Origin of the sequence: Pseudomonas mohnii (assembly GCF_900105115.1) — a bacterium.
GTDB classification, from domain to species: domain Bacteria; phylum Pseudomonadota; class Gammaproteobacteria; order Pseudomonadales; family Pseudomonadaceae; genus Aquipseudomonas; species Aquipseudomonas mohnii.
In genome coordinates this window covers 5,206,655-5,224,353 of the sequence record NZ_FNRV01000001.1, presented here as the reverse complement: position 1 = coordinate 5,224,353, position 17,699 = coordinate 5,206,655, and the positions used below count along the sequence as shown (strand labels likewise).

Below are 17,699 nucleotides of genomic sequence, written 5' to 3'. Positions count from 1 at the left end.
AGACTAGGGGGCGATCCCGCTTCCGGCAAGCCAGACACGGTACAACATGCACTACATATGTACCGCATCCGCAGTGAACTAAACTCTGAGACTGACGACTCTCAACCATTTAAGAGTCGCTTTCCCATGCAAACTGCAACTGCTGCGCCCACCCCAGCTCAACGGCATGCCGGCCAACAGGCCGAGTACGAGACAATACTGAGCGCGTTACAAGCCGTCAGGACGAGAGCCTCCGACCTGCATGGATTCTACCTGTCCCCCTCTGCGGACTCGCCCTTGACACTTGAGTACGAGCGCACGAAAACGCTTTTGCGCACGTTCTTCGAAGACACCAGTGACAACGCCTTGTCTGTGCATCTTCGACCACTTAAAGGACTCCTGACGGAAGTCAGTGGTATCGGCGATCAGTGCGTATTTTTGACGAGCCACAATGATGGCACCGTCGATACACATACGATCAAGGATGTAACAAAGTCCACTGGCGAGATTCGCGCCTTTCAGCGAGCGCTTGTGGGCATAGGTGGATACATACGCAGCGACAGGGTGTTGCCCCTGCCGCAGGTCTTGAAGTATTACGGCCTCGCCTTGCCTGCTGAACAAAACACGGACTCCCTGACCCGACTGATTGAACAGATGGAGGAGAAACGCGCCATTCACCGATTGAACCTGGAACAGGGACTGCAAATCAGTGAACTGATAGAACAGCACCAGCACATCTTGATGCTCAATGTCGTCAGCGAAATCGTCACAAAAGAAGCCCGTTCCGTCATCGACATCCTGGCCAGAGAAGTCACACCACCGATGACACCACACCAACTGGCCACCCAACCCACCGCCTGCCTTGGGCGCTTGCTCGACACCCCAAAAGCACGTGACCTGGGCCAACGCCTGCTGAAAACACTCAATTGGTACGGCAGCCGTTCCGATGAAAAAACAGTGCCTGAGATCGGCGCAAAACTGCTGCTGGAGGCGTTGCGACTGTGGTACTTCCTGACGCTTACCGATGCGTCACACAGCATTGCCCGCTATCAATTGCAACATCGCGCCAACCACGGCAAAAGCTACCCCGATATCCTCAAGCACTTCCGGCAACACCTGGAAGATTCACTTCGTACGCGATCGCCGATCGAAACAGCGCTGCTGGGCAGGCTCTGTCAAGCCAGGTTTCCAGTTGAATTCCAGGTGCGCGACATTCCCCACGACTTGCCCTATGCCACCTCTGTCGTCTGGGTCAATTTCGTTCACGGCGCCCATCTCGCTCATGCACTGGACCCAACCCTGTTGCAACGACTGACCTTCCAGCAAATCACCGATCTACCATTAAAAAAAAGCCAGAACGCCAGTAAAGCCCTGCTCCAGTTAATCGCCCTGACGCGTGTTCCAGCGGCGCTGACCTGCGCGCAAGCGATCGATGCAGTGGAACCGAGCGCGCAAACTGGCGATGTTCAGGAAAGCAGACTGAAAGCCTTGCAAGCGCTGGAAGACCACCAGGTGCAGTTGAACGAGGCAATTGTCCAACTCGATATCTCCGCTCCAAAACGGCTGAAGCTGGCAGAACAACAGCTGAAACTGGCATTCGCCACCGGCGTTAGCCCGGACCCGCTGCGCATCCGCGTGATGCGCAACCTCTATCGGTCGGGCAAGCGCGTTGAGCGCAACATCATGGAATCCACCGACCTGCCGCAGAAAACCTGGCCCTTGCTGGAGGTGTACGCCTCAGGCGGCTTGAACGCTGATAACAAGTGGTACATCACTGACGACGGCAAGACCGCCAGGGATTGGATCAGACTGTCCACTGACCGCACGTTTGAATCGGGCCCGGTAGATTCCGATGCTCGCTCCATCACCTTACTACCACGCAACCGCACCCTGCCTGATATTGCCGTTCTATTCGACGAGCAATTCAAAAGCTACCTCGCCAAATCAAAAGCAGCCTACGAACTGCTGATCAAAAGCCTGCTGGTCACATTGCCGTGGGCCGATCGCAAGGCGCTGGAACATGGTGAAGTCAGGGTACTCAGCCTCAGGGATGAAACCGGGCGCAAGGCCGATGAAGAAACTGCAGCACACACTCTGCCGCTTAGGGCACGCATGGGGTTTGTGCTGCAAGCCACTTACAAAAACGCCGTGCGCTTCTACGAGTGCCTGCCCCGTGCCGGCGTCATAAGACCGCGCGCCGATGTGACAACCGCCCATGTCGGTGGCGACCGTGGTCATTATTTTTTCGTCAACCGCCTTGTCGAGGAGGACTATGCCTCCTACATCGCCATACGCAAACACCGCTTGCCATTCGACCAGGATGCCCATGCAACCGGCTCGCCGCCGAAATCAGGAGCCACCTGCCTCGCGATTCTTGACCCACTCGGCGACGCCCTCCCCCCTTCTCGAACGCCGTCGGCAGATCACGACATTTCTCCCAACCTCACGCTGACATCCCCTCGCACGCAACAAATCGCGTCCTTCATTGCTACACACCTGCTTTACCTGGATGAAAAGGAGGTGCGTCGAGAGGCTTGGGGAGTGACCCCATACGAACGCCATCTCGAGGAAAAACACTGGCTTCACAGCGTCAAGGGATTCCTGCCATTCTGGGGGAGCATCGAAGACCTTCAATCGGACAAATTCGGTGATCGCGTTCTCGGCGCAATCGGCCTGGTGCTCGATATCCTGTCATTTGCAGTTCCCTTGGGTAAGTTCGCCGCAGGCAGCATCAGGCTGGCCGCACGAGCTGGCAGATTGGGGATTCGCTCGACATTGCCGCGAATGGTGAAGCTGTCCGGCAAACTGTTGACTTCGAGCTTGAAGAACCTCAACCCCCTGGACGGTTCAGTGGATCTGCTGCGGCTCGTTGGCAGGGGCGTAAAAGGCGCCGGACGTGCAGTCGTCTTCCTGGAAAGACGGGCAGTGTTCCAATTAAAAAAACTCGCCGGCAAGGCCGATAGCTACGACTTGGTCAGCAGCCTGCCTCAGGCCACCGAACCGGGACGCTGGAAACCGCTGACGGATGCCGACGAGCTGGGTATTGTCAAAGGCATCGAAGATGTGCCGGTTCGAAAGATCGACGGCCACCACTACCTGGTTGACCCGCTGTCCACCCGCCCCTATGGACCTCGACTCACTCCGCAGAACCATGAACTTTCACTCGGTCGCTCAAGCTACGACATCGTGAAGAAAACCGACGAGCTGGTTTTCTTTGAACTCCCGGAACAGGCACACGTTCGTTACCAGTTCGACATCGATGGGCGCACGACAGTCTTCATCGACGACGTCCCGTACCGTCTGGACGGCGAAGAACTGCGCCGCGTCGAGATGATCGATGACAGCAGCGCATTGACGTTAGTCCCCTGCCGGCCACGCCGCGCGCCAAACAACGGCAGCGAATGCCTCAATAGTTTTGTGACAGGGACACCCGCCTCGACACCGGAAGTCGGCTCGTTCGACGAAACCAAAGGTTACGCGCCCTGGTTTGGCGACCGGGTGTCCGAAGCGGTTAGCCGACCCGGTCATGACGGCCAGTTTGTAACCCATGAGGGCAATCTTTATCAGATCATCGACAACATCCCGACGCTGTACAGAGGCGACATCACCACACTTGGCTTTACCAAGAAGTGGCTGGTGCCTCGCCACGAGATGCCGGCCACCCTGATGTTCCGCAAAGGTATTTATGGCCGTATCGAGGTCAAGGGGGTTTACGAGGGCGCCGATGACCCGCACCGGATCGGGGCCATTCTGGTGCCGTCCAAAGATGAATCGAGTACTTATGTCTTCAGCCGAATCAATACCGACAAGTATTACTTTGCGACAGTGCCCAAAGGGCAAAGCCTGAGCGAGCCGCTGACATTGAAACGCCTGTTGAAGGCTGACATGGCTGAAGGCACCTTGGGTGCGGAACTGCTAACGGTGTACACCGGGTCATTGAGCGCCAACAACATCGCACGCATGCACAGTAAAGAAGCCCTTGAGCTCGCGATGAAAACCATGGACGAAATCGCCATTCCGATCGGAACGGCCCCTAACCCTCCGGGCAACATGAAATTCCTGAAGGTCGACACCAGTCCCGGAGAAGCACTGATGTTCGATCATTCAACCCGAATGATCGTCACTCGACTGCCCGAAGGCGCCACGACATGGAGCAGGAGCAAGGATGCTCCGGAGGACTTGCGTCAGCGCACCGCCAGTATCTTCGATACGCTGTTCATGTCGCCGACGATCGACGCCAGCAAGGCCAACAGCGCACTAAGGATCAACCAGACCATGCAGAAGCTGCACCAGTTGACCCCCAAGCGCCAACGCTCCTTCAATCCGAGAAACATTGCCTACGCCGAGGTCATGACCAGCAGTGGGCAACGGGAAATCTACGTCAGCGTTTCCGGCGCCCAGCGAGCGACCGGGCACTTGCCGCTGTTCAAACAGAATCTTGGAGCGGATTCGGTTCGGGTCGGCGAATCAACCTACTTCAACATCGACATGAATCAGAACTTTCCCTACACCTCTCTCAAAGTGACCGATGAAGGCAAGTTGCTGGCCGTGCCGACGACCATCAAGGACATCGGCACCTACAAGCCAGTGCAGTCGAAAAAACCGACGTCACTGGACAGCGAAAGCAAGTTGATCCAAGTGATTCGGGAAAAGTACCCCGACCCCAAGGCGATCAAGTCCGTCAATATCGCCACGACGATGCCCCCGTGCGAATCGTGCTCGATCGTGATGAAAAATTTCGGTTATGACGGCGGGGAAAACGCGCTCCAGGTACTGTGGAGTTAACCTACAACCGCTGCAAATGCCCATACAGCTTGGCATACAGGCCACCATCAGCGATTAACTGCTGATGGTCGCCATCCTCGGCGATTTTCCCGCCGTCGAACACCAGCACCCTGTCGGCTTGTTTCACTGCCGACAGCCGGTGGGCGATGATCAGCGTGGTGCGGTTACTCAGGAACCGTGCCATCGCCTGATGCAGGTTGTATTCGGTGGCAGCATCCAGCGCTGAAGTGGCCTCGTCGAGGATCACCACTTTCGGCTCGGCCAACACCATCCGCGCGATCGCCAGGCGTTGCCGCTGGCCACCGGACAAACGCACGCCGGAGCGTCCGACGATGCTGTCCAGGCCATTGGGCAAGTCACGAATCGTGGCGTGCAACTGCGCGATTTCCAGCGCATGCCAGCAAGCCTCGTCACTGCGTTCACGGCCCATGGTCAGGTTGGCGCGCACGGTGTCGTTGAACAGCGCCGGGTGTTGCAGGACCACGGCGACATTCTCCCGGACAGTCTCCAGACCGATCTCTTGCTGAGTCGAACCGCCGAAGCGAATGGTGCCGGCCAGTGGCGTGTACAAGCCCAGCAGCAGTTGCACCAGGGTGCTCTTGCCACCCCCGCTGGCGCCGACGATCGCGACTTTCTCGCCGGGGGCGATGGACAGGTTCATCTGGTTCAGCACCAGTTCGTCGCCGTAGCCAAAACTCAAGCCCTGAACCTCGATGCCCACCGTCTCGCGGCCGTTGAACGGATCGACCCCTTTCGGGTACTCCGGCTCATCGGCGCGGGACAGCAGTTCGTTGATTCGCGACAGGGCACCGCCCGCAGCGTAATAGGCGTATTGCAGGTTCAGCAGTTGTTCAACCGGCCCGATCATGAACCACAGGTAGCTGAACACCGCGAGCATCTGGCCGATGGACAGGTCGGAAAACAGCACCGTCAGCATTGCAGCGGCACGAAAAATATCGATGCCGAACTGGAACAGCAAGCCACTGGCCCGGTTTGAGGCATCGGTTTTCCACTGGGAGCTCACCGCGTAATCACGGACTTCTCTGGCCCGCAGCCCCAGGCGACCAAGGAAGAAACCCTGACGGTTGCCAGCACGCACTTCCTGGATCGCATCGAGGGTTTCGGTCAGCGCCTGGGTGAAGCGCGAAGTGCTGTCGTTCTCGAGCTTTTTCAGGTGCTTGACCCGCTTGCCCAACTGCACCGTGGCGTAGATCACCAACGGGTTGAACAACAGGATCAGCAGCGCCAGTTTCCAGTGCATCCACATCAGAATGCCCGCGGTCCCCACCAGCGTCAGCAAGGCCACGAGGAAACGGCTGAGGGTTTCTCCGACGAACTTGTCCAGGGTGTCCAGGTCGGTGACCAGGTGCGTGGTCACCGTGCCGCTGCCCAGGCTTTCGTATTCCCCCAGCGAAATACGCTTGAGGCGCTCGATCAGCCGGATGCGAATGCGGTAGACGATGTCCTTGGCCAGCGCCGCGAACAACCGCGCCTGCACCACGTTGAACAGTAAGGCGGCACAGCGCAGCGTCAGGGTCACCAGCAGCATCAGGCCGATGTAACCCGCAGCCTTCTGCCAGGCATCCGGCAGCGCGTGGTTCATGATTTTCAGCGCAGCGTCACCATGCCCCAGCAACACTTCGTCCACCAGCAATGGCAAGAGCAAGGGGATGGGCACACTGCAAAGCGTCGCCAGCACGGCCACGCCGTTGGCGATCCACAGGGACTTTTTGTGATGAAGCGCCAGACGACGAATTTCCGCCCAGCTCAACCGATCGACACGTTTTACCGTCGCGCTATCGTCGGGCAGATCATGCACAGGCAGCGCGCTCCAGCCAGCGGCCGAGCAGCGGGGAAAGTACACTGAGCGGCTGGTAACCATTGGTCAGCAGCGCCAATTGACCATTTCGCTCAGCCAGCAAGGTCGGGAAACCGGCAATGCCCAGGTCCTGGACCCACGTGAAATCGGCAGCCGTAGCGGCGTGCATATCGGCACGGTCGAAAGCGGCGGCGAACTCGATGCGCGGCAGGCCGGCACGCTCCGCCAGCTCAACCAGAACGCTGGCGTGGGTGACATCGCGACCTTCGGCATAAAACGCCTGCTGAATCAGGCCGAGCAGTTTCCACGCACAATCCGGCGCCAGGCTGCGCGCCGTCACTAGCGCCCGACAGGCGGGCTCGGTGTCGTAGACGAATCCATCCGGCAAGGCCCCTTCCAGTTTGAACGGCTGGCCGGTGGCCTCGGTGACCGCCTGCCAATGCTCGAGGATGTAACGCCGCGTGGTCGGTTCAAGCGCCGCGCCACTGCCGGTACGCAAACCGCCCACCACCAGGTGCACGTGCACTCCTGCTGCCTGCGCCTGCTCGACCAGCGCGTTGGCCACCGGGGCAAAGCCCCAGCACCAGGAACACATCGGGTCCATCAAGTAGAGCAGGCGACATGCAGACATGATTCAAGCCTCGGAGGTGATTTGCTTGTAGTTGTAGCCGATCGGGTGAGGCATGTTGCGAGCCTTGGCCAGCTCGATCTGCTTTTGCCGATCGATGGCGCTGCGACGGGTTTTCTCGCTCAGTTTGTCCCAGCAATGCGGGCAACTGATACCGGCCACGTAATGTTCGGATGCACGGTCTTCGACGCTGACCGGCGTACGACAGGCGTGGCACTGATCGTAGTCGCCTTCGCTCAGATCGTGGCGAACGGTCACGCGATTGTCGAACACGAAGCAGTCCCCCTGCCATTTGGTTTCTTCCTGCGGCACCTCTTCGAGGTACTTCAGGATGCCGCCCTTGAGGTGATAGACCTCATCGAAGCCTTCGCTGAGCATATAGCTCGAGGCCTTTTCACAACGAATGCCGCCGGTGCAGAACATCGCGACCTTCTTGTGCACGGCCGGGTCGAAGTTGGCTTTGATGTAGTCGGGGAATTCGCGAAAACTGGTGGTTTTCGGGTCGATCGCGCCTTCAAAGGTACCAATCGACACTTCATAGTCGTTTCGGGTATCGATCAACAACACTTCCGGATCACTGATCAGCGCGTTCCAGTCCTGCGGATCAACGTAAGTGCCGACCTTTTTGTTCGGGTCCACGCCTTCCACGCCGAGGGTGACGATTTCTTTCTTGAGTTTGACTTTGGTGCGGTAGAACGGCTGCTCGTCGCAGTACGACTCTTTATGGTCGATGTCGTCCATGCGCGGGTCGTTCTTGAGCCAGGCCATGAGCCCGTCGATGCCTTCGCGGCTGCCGGACACGGTGCCGTTGATGCCTTCATTGGCGATCAGCAGGGTGCCTTTGATGCCGTTGTCGACCATCGCCTTGAGCAGGGGCTCGCGCAGGTCGACGTAATTTTCCAGGGTGACGAACTTATACAGTGCCGCCACGACAATCTGTTGTGTCATGGGTGATTCTCCAGGTGGCTACCCTCGTAAGGGGTGAACCGGATACGAAAAAAAACGCGCCGGGTGAGCGGCGCGTTGCATATTCTAACAAAAACCGTGTGATTTAGGACGGCGAGATGACGTTGTGGCGAGGGAGCCTGCTCCCTCGCCACAACAGCCCATCAGCCCATCACTTTAATGACTGCCACCTGCACAAGTCGGCGAAGCCGGAGCCGCGTCGATCTGTGCCCACTCTTCTGGCGTGTAGGTATGCAGCGCCAACGCGTGGAACTCGCCCATCAACTCGCCCAGCGTGGCATAGACCTTCTGGTGACGCTTGACGCGATTGAGCCCGGCAAACTGCTCACTGACCACGACAGCCTTGTAGTGGGTCTGCAACCCGCGGCTGTGCATATGGCTTTCATCCAGCACCTGCAGATGCTGGGGCTGCAGCAGCCCCAGCGTCGATTCGATGCGTTGTTGCATGGTCATACCAGACTCCGCTTAAGGCTTTTTCTTGGCTGGAGCGGTCGCGTCTTTCGGCGTCAGCTCGGCGGTCATGTCAGCCAGCAGCTTGTTGACCACCGGTACTGCGCTTTCCAGCTTGGCTTGAGTCATCTGGGCCGATTGCTGGGTCAGCTGCGGCATTTTTTCCAGGACTTTCTTGCCCAGTGGCGACTGGTAGAACGCTACCAGGTCCTTGAGTTCGGACTCGGAGAAGTTGCTGGTGTAGAGCTTGACCATGTCCGGTTTGAGCTTGTTCCAGCCGATGGCCTGGTCCAGGGCGGCGTTAGCCTTGGCCTGGTAGGTTTCGAGTACGGCTTTTTTCGATTCCGGGGCTTTGGTTTGCTCGAAGCGTTGAGCGAACATCTGCTGAACTTGCATGTACACCGGAGTGCCCAATTTGTCAGCGTGCGCCAGGGTCAGGAAGGCCTCGGCACTGGCGTTGTGGCTGGCGGTATCGGCAAAAACCTGGCCGCTGGCGCAAACCAGTGCAACCGCGGTACAGATGGCACGAAGACGAGTCATCGAGTTTCCTTTTCTAGCAGGCGAGGTAAAACCCCAAGGACGACCATTCTGCGCCTAAAAAAGTGTGTCACTCAACCCCAAGCCTTGTCGCGCCTGATTTAGAGGGGTTCAATGGGCACAATCCCGACTGATGGAACCACGGCCGTCGATCACGGCCTAAACTGCGCAATCGAACTGACAGGAGTGTGACCGATGAGCCGTATCGAAACCGACAGCCTTGGCCAGGTTGAAGTCCCGGATGAAGCCTACTGGGGCGCTCAGACGCAACGCTCACTGGTTAACTTTGCCATTGGCACCGAACGCATGCCGCTGGCCGTGCTCCATGGCCTGGCGCTGATCAAGAAAGCGGCCGCCCGGGTCAACGACCGTAATGGCGATTTGCCCGCCGACATCGCCCGATTGATCGAACAAGCAGCCGATGAAGTGCTCGATGGCAGCCATGACGATCAGTTTCCCCTGGTGGTCTGGCAAACCGGTAGCGGTACCCAGAGCAACATGAACGTCAACGAAGTGATCGCCGGGCGCGCCAACGAGCTGGCCGGCAACCCGCGCGGCGGAAAGTCGCCTGTGCACCCCAACGATCACGTCAATCGCTCCCAGAGCTCCAACGACTGCTTCCCCACCGCCATGCACATTGCTGCGGCCCAGGCCGTGCAACATCATCTGCTGCCGGCGATCAACGAATTGTCGGGCGGCCTGGCCGAGCTGGCGGCGCGCCACATGAAGCTGGTCAAGACCGGCCGCACGCACATGATGGACGCGACGCCGATTACCTTCGGCCAGGAAATCTCGGCATTCATCGCGCAACTGGATTACGCCGAACGAGCGATCCGCAGCGCGCTGCCGGCGGTTTGCGAACTGGCCCAGGGCGGTACCGCGGTGGGTACCGGGTTGAATTCGCCCCACGGTTTCGGTGAGGCCATCGCAGCAGAGCTGGCAGCGCTTTCCGGCCTGCCGTTCGTCACCGCGCCCAACAAATTCGCCGCGCTGGCAGGCCACGAGCCGCTGACCACGCTGTCAGGCGCGTTGAAAACCCTCGCCGTGACGCTGATGAAAATCGCCAACGACTTGCGCCTGCTGGGTTCCGGGCCACGTGCCGGATTGGCCGAGGTAAAACTGCCGGCCAACGAACCGGGGAGCTCGATCATGCCCGGCAAGGTCAACCCGACCCAATGCGAAGCGTTGTCGATGCTGGCCTGTCAGGTGCTGGGCAACGACGTCACCATCGGTTTCGCCGCGAGTCAGGGGCATTTGCAACTGAACGTGTTCAAACCGGTGATCATCCACAACTTGCTGCAATCGATCCGTCTGTTGGGCGACGGCTGCAGCAACTTCCAGCAGCATTGCATCGCCGGCCTGGAGCCGGATGCCGAGAAAATGGCGGAACACCTGGAACAGGGGTTGATGCTGGTGACCGCGCTGAACCCGCACATCGGCTACGACAAATCGGCGGAAATTGCCAAGAAAGCCTACGCGCAAGGGCAGACCCTGCGTGAGGCAGCCATTGAGCTGGGGTACCTGACTGATGAACAGTTCGACGCATGGGTGCGGCCGGAGAATATGCTGGAGGCTGGCGCCAAGGGCTGATTTTTGTAGCGCCTGAGAGTCCGTAATCGCGGGCAAGCCCGCTCCCACATTGAACAGTGCACGCGGTCAAATGTGGGAGCGAGCCTGCTCGCGATGAACGATAACGCGAATTAGCTCGCTGCCATCAGCACTTTCCGTGCCTTGAGTCCCGCAATCAGAGAAGGCCCCAACGCCACCAACGCCGACCCCAGCACCACCAGCACCGCCCCGCCATAGCCCAGGCCATTGATCGTCTCGGCATGCACGTACTCGGGCCACCACAAGGCCGCCAGGGCCACGGCACCGAAGGTCACCAGAGGTGTAATCGCCAGGGTCGCACTGACCCGGGATGCTTCCCAATGGGCCAACGCTTCGGCAAAGGCGCCGTAGGCAATCAGGGTGTTCATACAGCAGGCCAGCAGCAGCCAGCCTTGCAGCGGGTTCAATTGCAGCGCTTCGAGCGGATGCACCCAAGGCGTCAGCAATAATCCGCAGAACAGGTAGATCACCATCATCACCTGCAACGAATTCCACACCGTGAGCAATTGCTTTTGCCCCAGCGCATAAAAGGTCCAGACCGTGGACGCCAGCAGCACCATCAGCACGCCGGCGGTGTAATCGGTCAAGGAGGTCAGCAGCTCACTCAAGCGTTGATTGAAAAACAGGGCGAAACCGACCAGCAGCACCAGCAAGCCAATCCCTTGCCCCAGGCTGAAGCGCTCCTTGAACACGAACACACTGGCGATCAGCAACATAATCGGCCCCATCTGCACCACCAGTTGCGCGGTGCCGGGGCTGAGCAGGTTCAGGCCCATCAAATACAACACGTAGTTGCCCACCAGCCCGAGCACCGCCATCAACACCAGCCAGCCACCGCGCGGGCCGAGCGCTCGGCGACTGGGCAAACGCCGGGTCGCCGCCAGGTAGATGAACAGGCAGCCACCGGACACCATCAGGCGAAACCAGGTCACCGTGACCGGGTCCATCACCAGCAATACCTGCTTGAGCTTGATCGGCAGGATTCCCCACAGCAACGCGGTCAACAAGGCCAGGAACAGACCGTAAACCCAGCGACCCGATGAAATGTGCATGTGATCCCCAGCGCGAACGTTCAAGAACCCTCATTCTAGGCGCACCCTCGTGTGACACACAGGGACAGTTTGCGTCTGGCCGCTAATGAAACTGTGCAGGTCGCATCATGGATTTGACGGCCAGCCCAGGCTGTTTAACGCACGGCCTCGAACAATCCGGTAGCCCCCATCCCGCCGCCCACGCACATGGTGACGATGCCGTAGCGCAGGTTACGTCGCTGCAACTCGCGAACGAGGTGACCCACCTGACGCGATCCGGTCATACCGAAGGGATGGCCGATGGAAATCGAGCCGCCATTGACGTTGTATTTGTCGTTATCGATTTCCAGGCGATTACGCGCGTACAGGCACTGCGAGGCGAACGCTTCATTGAGCTCCCACAGGTCGATGTCGGCGATCCGCAAGCCTTTTGCCTTGAGCAGCTTGGGCACCGAAAACACCGGGCCAATGCCCATTTCATCCGGCGCGCATCCGGCCACGGCAAAACCCCGGAAGAACGCTTTCGGCTTGAGCCCCAGTTCAAGGGCCTTTTCCAGGCTCATTACCAAGGTCATGGACGCTCCGTCAGACAACTGCGAAGAGTTGCCGGCCGTCACCGAGCCGTCCTCGGCAAACACCGGGTTCAGAGCAGCCAGACTTTGCAGCGAGGTGTCGGGTCGGTTGCAGTCATCGCGATCCACCACCCCCTCAACGATCTGCACCTGACCGGTGGCCTTGTCTTCAACGCGATATTTCACTGCCATCGGCGCGATTTCATCGTCGAACAGCCCGGCGGCCTGGGCCTGAGCCGTACGTTGCTGGCTTTGCAGGGCATACAGGTCCTGCTCTTCGCGGCTGACGCTGTAACGGCGAGCGACGATTTCCGCAGTCTGGCCCATTGGAAAATAGATACCCGGCACCTGCTCCTTGAGCAGCGGGTTGATCAGGTTGTCCGTGTTGACGCTTTTCATGGTCAGGCTGATCGACTCGACGCCACCGGCCACGATGATATCGCTGCAGCCCGAAGCGATCTGGTTGGCGGCGATGGCGATCGCCTGCAAGCCCGACGAACAGAAGCGGTTGAGGGTCATGCCGGCGGTGCCGATACCCAGTTGCGACAGCACGGCGACATTGCGACCGATGTTGTAGCCCTGGGCACCTTCGTTGGAACCGGCGCCGACGATGCAGTCCTCGACGCTGGCCGGGTCGATACCCGTGCGTTTCAACAAGGCGTTGACACAGTGAGCCGCCATGTCGTCGGGACGGGTCATGTTGAATTTGCCGCGAAAGGATTTGGCCAGGCCAGTCCGCACGCTGTCGACGATCACCACTTCACGCATGGCATACCTCATTGTTGTTGTCGGTTGAGAGTGACCCGAGCATAAGCTCACTCAATTACCGACCGCGACAATCATTCACCTCGCGTATGCGTAACCATCGGTTCATTTCTTGCTTTTCTGTGCCTTGCGTTCATGTTTGTCGGACTTTTCGAATGCTTGCTCCAGTGCCAGGTTGATGGTGCGCAAGACCTTCACTCGCGCCCAGCGCTTGTCATTGGCTTCCACCAGGGTCCAGGGCGAAATCTCGGTACTGGTGCGGTCGACCATGTCGCCGACGGCGCCGCGGTAGTCATCCCATTTATCGCGATTGCGCCAGTCATCCTCGGTGATCTTGAAGCGCTTGAAGGGAATATTCTCGCGCGCCTGGAAACGCTCCATTTGTGTTTGCTTATCGATGGCCAACCAGAACTTGACCACGATCACGCCGGCATCGGCGATCTGCTCTTCGAAATCGTTGATTTCGCTGTAGGCGCGCAACCAGTCGGCCGGGCTACAGAAGCCTTCAACGCGCTCCACCAACACCCGGCCATACCAGGAACGGTCGAACACGGTGAATTTACCTCGGGCTGGAAGATGCCGCCAGAAACGCCAGAGATACGGCTGCGCCCGCTCTTCTTCGGTCGGCGCGGCAATCGGCACAATGTTGTACTGGCGCGGATCGAGCGCCGCGGCGACCCGGCGGATCGCCCCGCCCTTGCCCGCCGCGTCATTGCCTTCGAACACCGCTACCAGTGCGTGGCGTCGCATGCGCTTGTCACGCATCAACCCGGAAAACCGTGCCTGCTCGGTGATCAGTTGCTCTTCATATTCCTCTTTGTCCAGGTGCAACGTCAGGTCAAGACTATCGAGCAAGTTCACATGATCGACGCTGACGGGCAATGGCGCGGCGCTGACTTTGTCGGGGTGAATCGTCGGCCGGTTCAGGGCGCCTTGCAGGCCTTCGAGCAAAATCCTGCCCACCGCCAGGCTGCGATAGCGCGGATCCATCCCGGCGATCACATGCCACGGCGCGTAATCACGGCTGGTGCGACGCAGAACGCGCTCGCCATATTTCACAAACTTGTCGTAAGTCTGCGATTGCTGCCAGTCCAGTGGACTGATGCGCCAGCTGTGCAGCGGGTCATCGGCCAAGGCCTTGAGACGATCCTTCATTTGCTTCTTGGAGAGGTGAAACCAGAACTTGAAGATCAAGGCGCCTTCATCGCACAGCATCTTTTCCAGGCGCTCGGCACCATTGATGCCTTGATCCAGTCGAGCGTTCTTGAACGCGCCATGCACCCGCCCCTGCAGCATCTGGCTGTACCAGTTGCCAAAGAAGACCCCCATGCGCCCCTTGGCCGGGAGCATCCGCCAGTAGCGCCAGGCCGGTGGTCGCGCCAGTTCTTCGTCGGTTTGCTGATCGAAGGTGCGAACCTCGATCAGGCGCGGGTCCATCCATTCGTTGAGTAGTTTGACCGTCTCGCCCTTGCCGGCGCCTTCAACACCGTTGATTAAAATGATCACCGGAAAACGCTTTTGCTGCTGCAACTCGAATTGCGCTTCGAGCAAGGCTTCACGCAGGGCCGGCACTTCGGTGTCATAGGTTTCTTTGTCGATCACGTGATCGATTTCAGCAGATTCGAACATGAATGACTCCCTTCCAGATGTGAGCAAGACTAGCGGATTGGACTAGAGGCCAACCGAGAATTTCCGCGCGATCCATTTTTGTGGCGAGGGGGCTTGCCCCTCGCCACAAAACAGCGATTTTCCCTGACAGCCGTAACGCGGCAATTGCCATGGATCAAGCACCCCGCCCACGATCGGCTAGAATGGCCGCCTTGCCGTTGCCGAGCCTGCCATGAAACCTGTAATGCCCCACGCCCAACTCGACTGGGACGACCAAGGTCGCCCGTATTCGCGAGTGTTCGACGATGTGTATTTCTCCGACAAGTCGGGGCTGGACGAAACCCGCTATGTGTTCATCGAACAGAACCGCCTGGCGGAACGCTTCGCCGCGTTGCCCCAGGGCGGTCGCCTGGTGATTGGCGAGACCGGTTTCGGCACCGGGCTGAATTTTTTGTGTGCCTGGCAGGTGTTCGAGCAACACGCGGCGACTGATGCCCGATTGCACTTTGTCAGTGTCGAAAAATACCCCTTGAGCCCGGCCGATCTGCAACGGGCCCTGGCACTGTGGCCAGAGCTCAAGCCCCTTGCCGATCAATTGCTGGGGCAATACGTTGCGATCCATCAAGGGTTCCAGCGCCTGACACTGGCCAATGGCCGGGTGACCCTGACGCTGCTCATCGGCGATGCACTGGAGCAATTGCCGCAACTGGACGCCCGGATCGACGCCTGGTTTCTCGATGGCTTTGCTCCGGCGAAAAACCCCGACATGTGGACCGCTGAACTGTTCGCCGAACTGGCACGCCTGGCCGCCCCGGGCTCGACCATCAGCACCTTCACCAGCACCGGTTGGGTCCGCCGCCTGCTCAATGCCGCCGGCTTTAAAATGAAACGCACACCCGGCATCGGCCACAAGTGGGAAATCCTGCGCGGCGAGTTCCTTGGCTGGCCCCATGAAGTTGCCATTCCGGCGCCGGATAAGCCCTGGTTTGCCCGACCGGTAGTGCTGACCGGTGAACGCCGCGCCCTGGTGATCGGTGCCGGGCTGGCCGGTTGCGCCAGTGCCGCCAGTCTCGCTGCACGGGGCTGGCAGGTGAGCGTGCTGGAGCGACACAAGGATGTCGCACAGGAGGCTTCGGGCAACCCGCAAGGCGTGCTTTACCTCAAGCTATCGGCCCATGGCACGACGCTGTCGCAAATGATCGTCAGTGGTTTCGGCTACACCCGGCGCCAGCTCGAACACTTGCAGAGAAGCACCGACTGGGACGATTGCGGCGTGCTGCAACTGGCGTTCAACGCCAAGGAAGCCGAACGTCAGTTGCAACTGGCCGAGGCCTTTCCCGCGGACCTGCTGCACCTGCTGGATCAGCCCCAGGCCCAAGCCCTGGCCGGTATCGGTCTGGCGCAGGGCGGCCTTTACTACCCGGAAGGTGGCTGGGTCCATCCGCCGGCGCTGTGCCAATGGCAGATGGCGCATCCGCAGATTCAATTGCTCGCGCATCACGATGCCCTGGAATTGCGCAGGGTCGATGGCGAGTGGCAGGCCTGGGACGGCGAACAGTTGCTTGCCTGTGCACCGGTGGTGGTGCTGGCCGGCGCTGCCGAGATCCAGCGCTTCCCCCAAACCGCCGGACTGCCGCTCAAGCGCATTCGCGGACAAATCACTCGCCTGCCGCAAACCCCGCAGAGCCATGCGCTGAACACGGTGGTCTGTGCCGAAGGCTATGTTGCCCCGGCGCGTCTGGGCGAACACACCCTGGGCGCCAGTTTCGACTTCAAGAGCGATGACCTGACGCCGACCACAGCCGAGCACTTGGGCAATCTGACCATGCTCGAAGAGATCTCCCACGATCTGGTCACGCGTCTGCAGATCGACAAACTGGACCCCGAAAGCCTTCAGGGTCGCGCCGCCTTTCGCTGCACCAGCCCCGACTATCTGCCGATCGTCGGCCCCCTGGCAGACAGCGATGCATTTACCCAGGCCTATGCCGCGCTGAGCAAGGACGCCCGACAGGTGCCGGACGTCGAATGCCCGTGGCTGGACGGCTTGTACATCAATAGCGGCCACGGCTCGCGCGGCTTGATCACCGCTCCGCTGTCCGGGGAACTGCTGGCGGCCTGGCTGGATGACGAACCCCTGCCACTGCCCAGAAGCGTGGCTGAAGCCTGCCATCCCAACCGGTTTGCCTTGCGGCGCCTGATTCGCCGAACCAACGCCTGACGCAGCCCCTTGCGGTCGGATGACGTTCAGCCAAACGGCGGCCCATCCGGCCCTTATAACTTATCGGTCTAAAACTCCAGGGATTCAGCCGGGTCAGTTTTTGAGTACCCGCCGCTTTGGCGCGGTAATCGAATGACCCTCCCCAACGGAAAAACCGGTAAGGAATTTATGTGCGGATTAGCTGGCGTATTCAAAAGGCGCTAGACAAGGGGTTTCAGCGCTTATTGAGACCCCTTAGAGGCCCTCAAGGGAACATCAAGTGGTACAGAATCTGGTACGAGATTCGAGACCTTCCTCTCCGGCGTTCTGCCGAATGAACACACCCCCCCAAAACCAACATCCTGTCGCTTCACCCTCGCCAATTTCTACCGCCTCTATTACTGTATATTCAAACAGTATTAATAAGGCACGGCCATGGACCTATACGAAATCGAAGACACCAGCGAATGGCTCGGCACGCCAACCCGGCTTGAAACCGTCAAGCATTACGCGAGCATGCTCGAAGAGGACATCCAGGACCTGAAACGTCAGTTACAGGCGGCCAAGGATAACGTCGCCAGCCTGGTCGCGATGAACGACCAGCTATCCGCAGAGCTTCAGAAGAATCGGGCATGGATGGCCAACCTTGAAGCGGAGACCACTGAGCAGCTGGCAGAAATTCAAAGCCTGTCGATGGTGCGTGACCAGAACGATAGGCTGCGCAGAGAGCTTGAAGCAGCCAGGCGCCAGTGAG

At 59.3% G+C, this 17,699-nt stretch carries 12 protein-coding genes; 4 read left to right on the top strand and 8 right to left on the bottom strand.

Annotated elements, in window-relative coordinates; translation table 11 throughout:
- Nucleotides 1-126: 126 nt before the first annotated feature.
- Nucleotides 127-4,764, top strand: coding sequence for a deaminase domain-containing protein (locus BLV61_RS24415; protein ID WP_244159919.1), 4,638 nt, complete (start codon nt 127-129; stop codon nt 4,762-4,764).
- 1 nt (nt 4,765) lies between these two features.
- Here the strand turns inward: BLV61_RS24415 and BLV61_RS24410 are convergent, their stop codons facing one another.
- The 5 genes from BLV61_RS24410 to BLV61_RS24390 all read right to left on the bottom strand — a co-directional run bounded on the left by BLV61_RS24410 (nt 4,766) and on the right by BLV61_RS24390 (nt 9,167).
- A complete protein-coding gene (locus BLV61_RS24410; protein ID WP_047527080.1) occupies nt 4,766-6,583 on the bottom strand; it encodes an ABC transporter ATP-binding protein in 1,818 nt (605 codons plus the stop codon).
- Nucleotides 6,576-7,178 carry a DsbA family protein gene (locus BLV61_RS24405; protein WP_208604232.1) on the bottom strand — a complete coding sequence of 201 codons (603 nt, stop codon included), beginning with the start codon at nt 7,176-7,178 and terminating at the stop codon, nt 6,576-6,578. Before BLV61_RS24405 ends, BLV61_RS24410 begins: the two co-directional genes overlap by 8 nt.
- Before the next feature lie 39 nt (nt 7,179-7,217).
- Nucleotides 7,218-8,159, bottom strand: coding sequence for an oxygen-dependent tRNA uridine(34) hydroxylase TrhO (gene trhO, locus BLV61_RS24400; protein WP_047527077.1), 942 nt, complete (start codon nt 8,157-8,159; stop codon nt 7,218-7,220).
- A 174-nt stretch (nt 8,160-8,333) separates the two neighbouring features.
- The gene (locus BLV61_RS24395) at nt 8,334-8,630 is read right to left on the bottom strand and encodes a BolA family protein (RefSeq protein WP_047527075.1); all 297 of its coding nucleotides are present in this window, start codon (nt 8,628-8,630) and stop codon (nt 8,334-8,336) included.
- A gap of 12 nt (nt 8,631-8,642) precedes the next feature.
- Nucleotides 8,643-9,167 carry a DUF2059 domain-containing protein gene (locus BLV61_RS24390; RefSeq protein WP_047527074.1) on the bottom strand — a complete coding sequence of 175 codons (525 nt, stop codon included), beginning with the start codon at nt 9,165-9,167 and terminating at the stop codon, nt 8,643-8,645.
- Nucleotides 9,168-9,359: 192 nt separating this feature from the next.
- Between BLV61_RS24390 and BLV61_RS24385 the strand changes: the two genes are divergently transcribed.
- Nucleotides 9,360-10,754 (top strand): class II fumarate hydratase, encoded by a 1,395-nt coding sequence (locus BLV61_RS24385; protein WP_090467981.1) that lies wholly within the window; start codon nt 9,360-9,362, stop codon nt 10,752-10,754.
- Nucleotides 10,755-10,864: 110 nt separating this feature from the next.
- Here the strand turns inward: BLV61_RS24385 and BLV61_RS24380 are convergent, their stop codons facing one another.
- From BLV61_RS24380 to pap, 3 genes are all read right to left on the bottom strand, one after another.
- On the bottom strand, nt 10,865-11,824 hold the full coding sequence (locus tag BLV61_RS24380) for a DMT family transporter (protein WP_090467979.1): 960 nt from the start codon (nt 11,822-11,824) through the stop codon (nt 10,865-10,867).
- 134 nt (nt 11,825-11,958) lie between these two features.
- Nucleotides 11,959-13,143, bottom strand: coding sequence for a thiolase family protein (locus tag BLV61_RS24375; RefSeq protein ID WP_090467977.1), 1,185 nt, complete (start codon nt 13,141-13,143; stop codon nt 11,959-11,961).
- Nucleotides 13,144-13,245: 102 nt separating this feature from the next.
- Nucleotides 13,246-14,769, bottom strand: coding sequence for a polyphosphate:AMP phosphotransferase (pap, locus tag BLV61_RS24370; RefSeq protein WP_090467975.1), 1,524 nt, complete (start codon nt 14,767-14,769; stop codon nt 13,246-13,248).
- A gap of 211 nt (nt 14,770-14,980) precedes the next feature.
- On the opposite strand from pap, the gene mnmC reads away from it, so the two are divergent.
- Nucleotides 14,981-16,966 carry a bifunctional tRNA (5-methylaminomethyl-2-thiouridine)(34)-methyltransferase MnmC2/FAD-dependent 5-carboxymethylaminomethyl-2-thiouridine(34) oxidoreductase MnmC1 gene (mnmC, locus tag BLV61_RS24365; RefSeq protein WP_090467973.1) on the top strand — a complete coding sequence of 662 codons (1,986 nt, stop codon included), beginning with the start codon at nt 14,981-14,983 and terminating at the stop codon, nt 16,964-16,966.
- Nucleotides 16,967-17,380: 414 nt separating this feature from the next.
- Complete coding sequence (locus BLV61_RS24360) at nt 17,381-17,698, top strand: hypothetical protein (protein WP_090467971.1); 318 nt, start codon at nt 17,381-17,383, stop codon at nt 17,696-17,698.
- Nucleotide 17,699 lies beyond the last annotated feature (1 nt).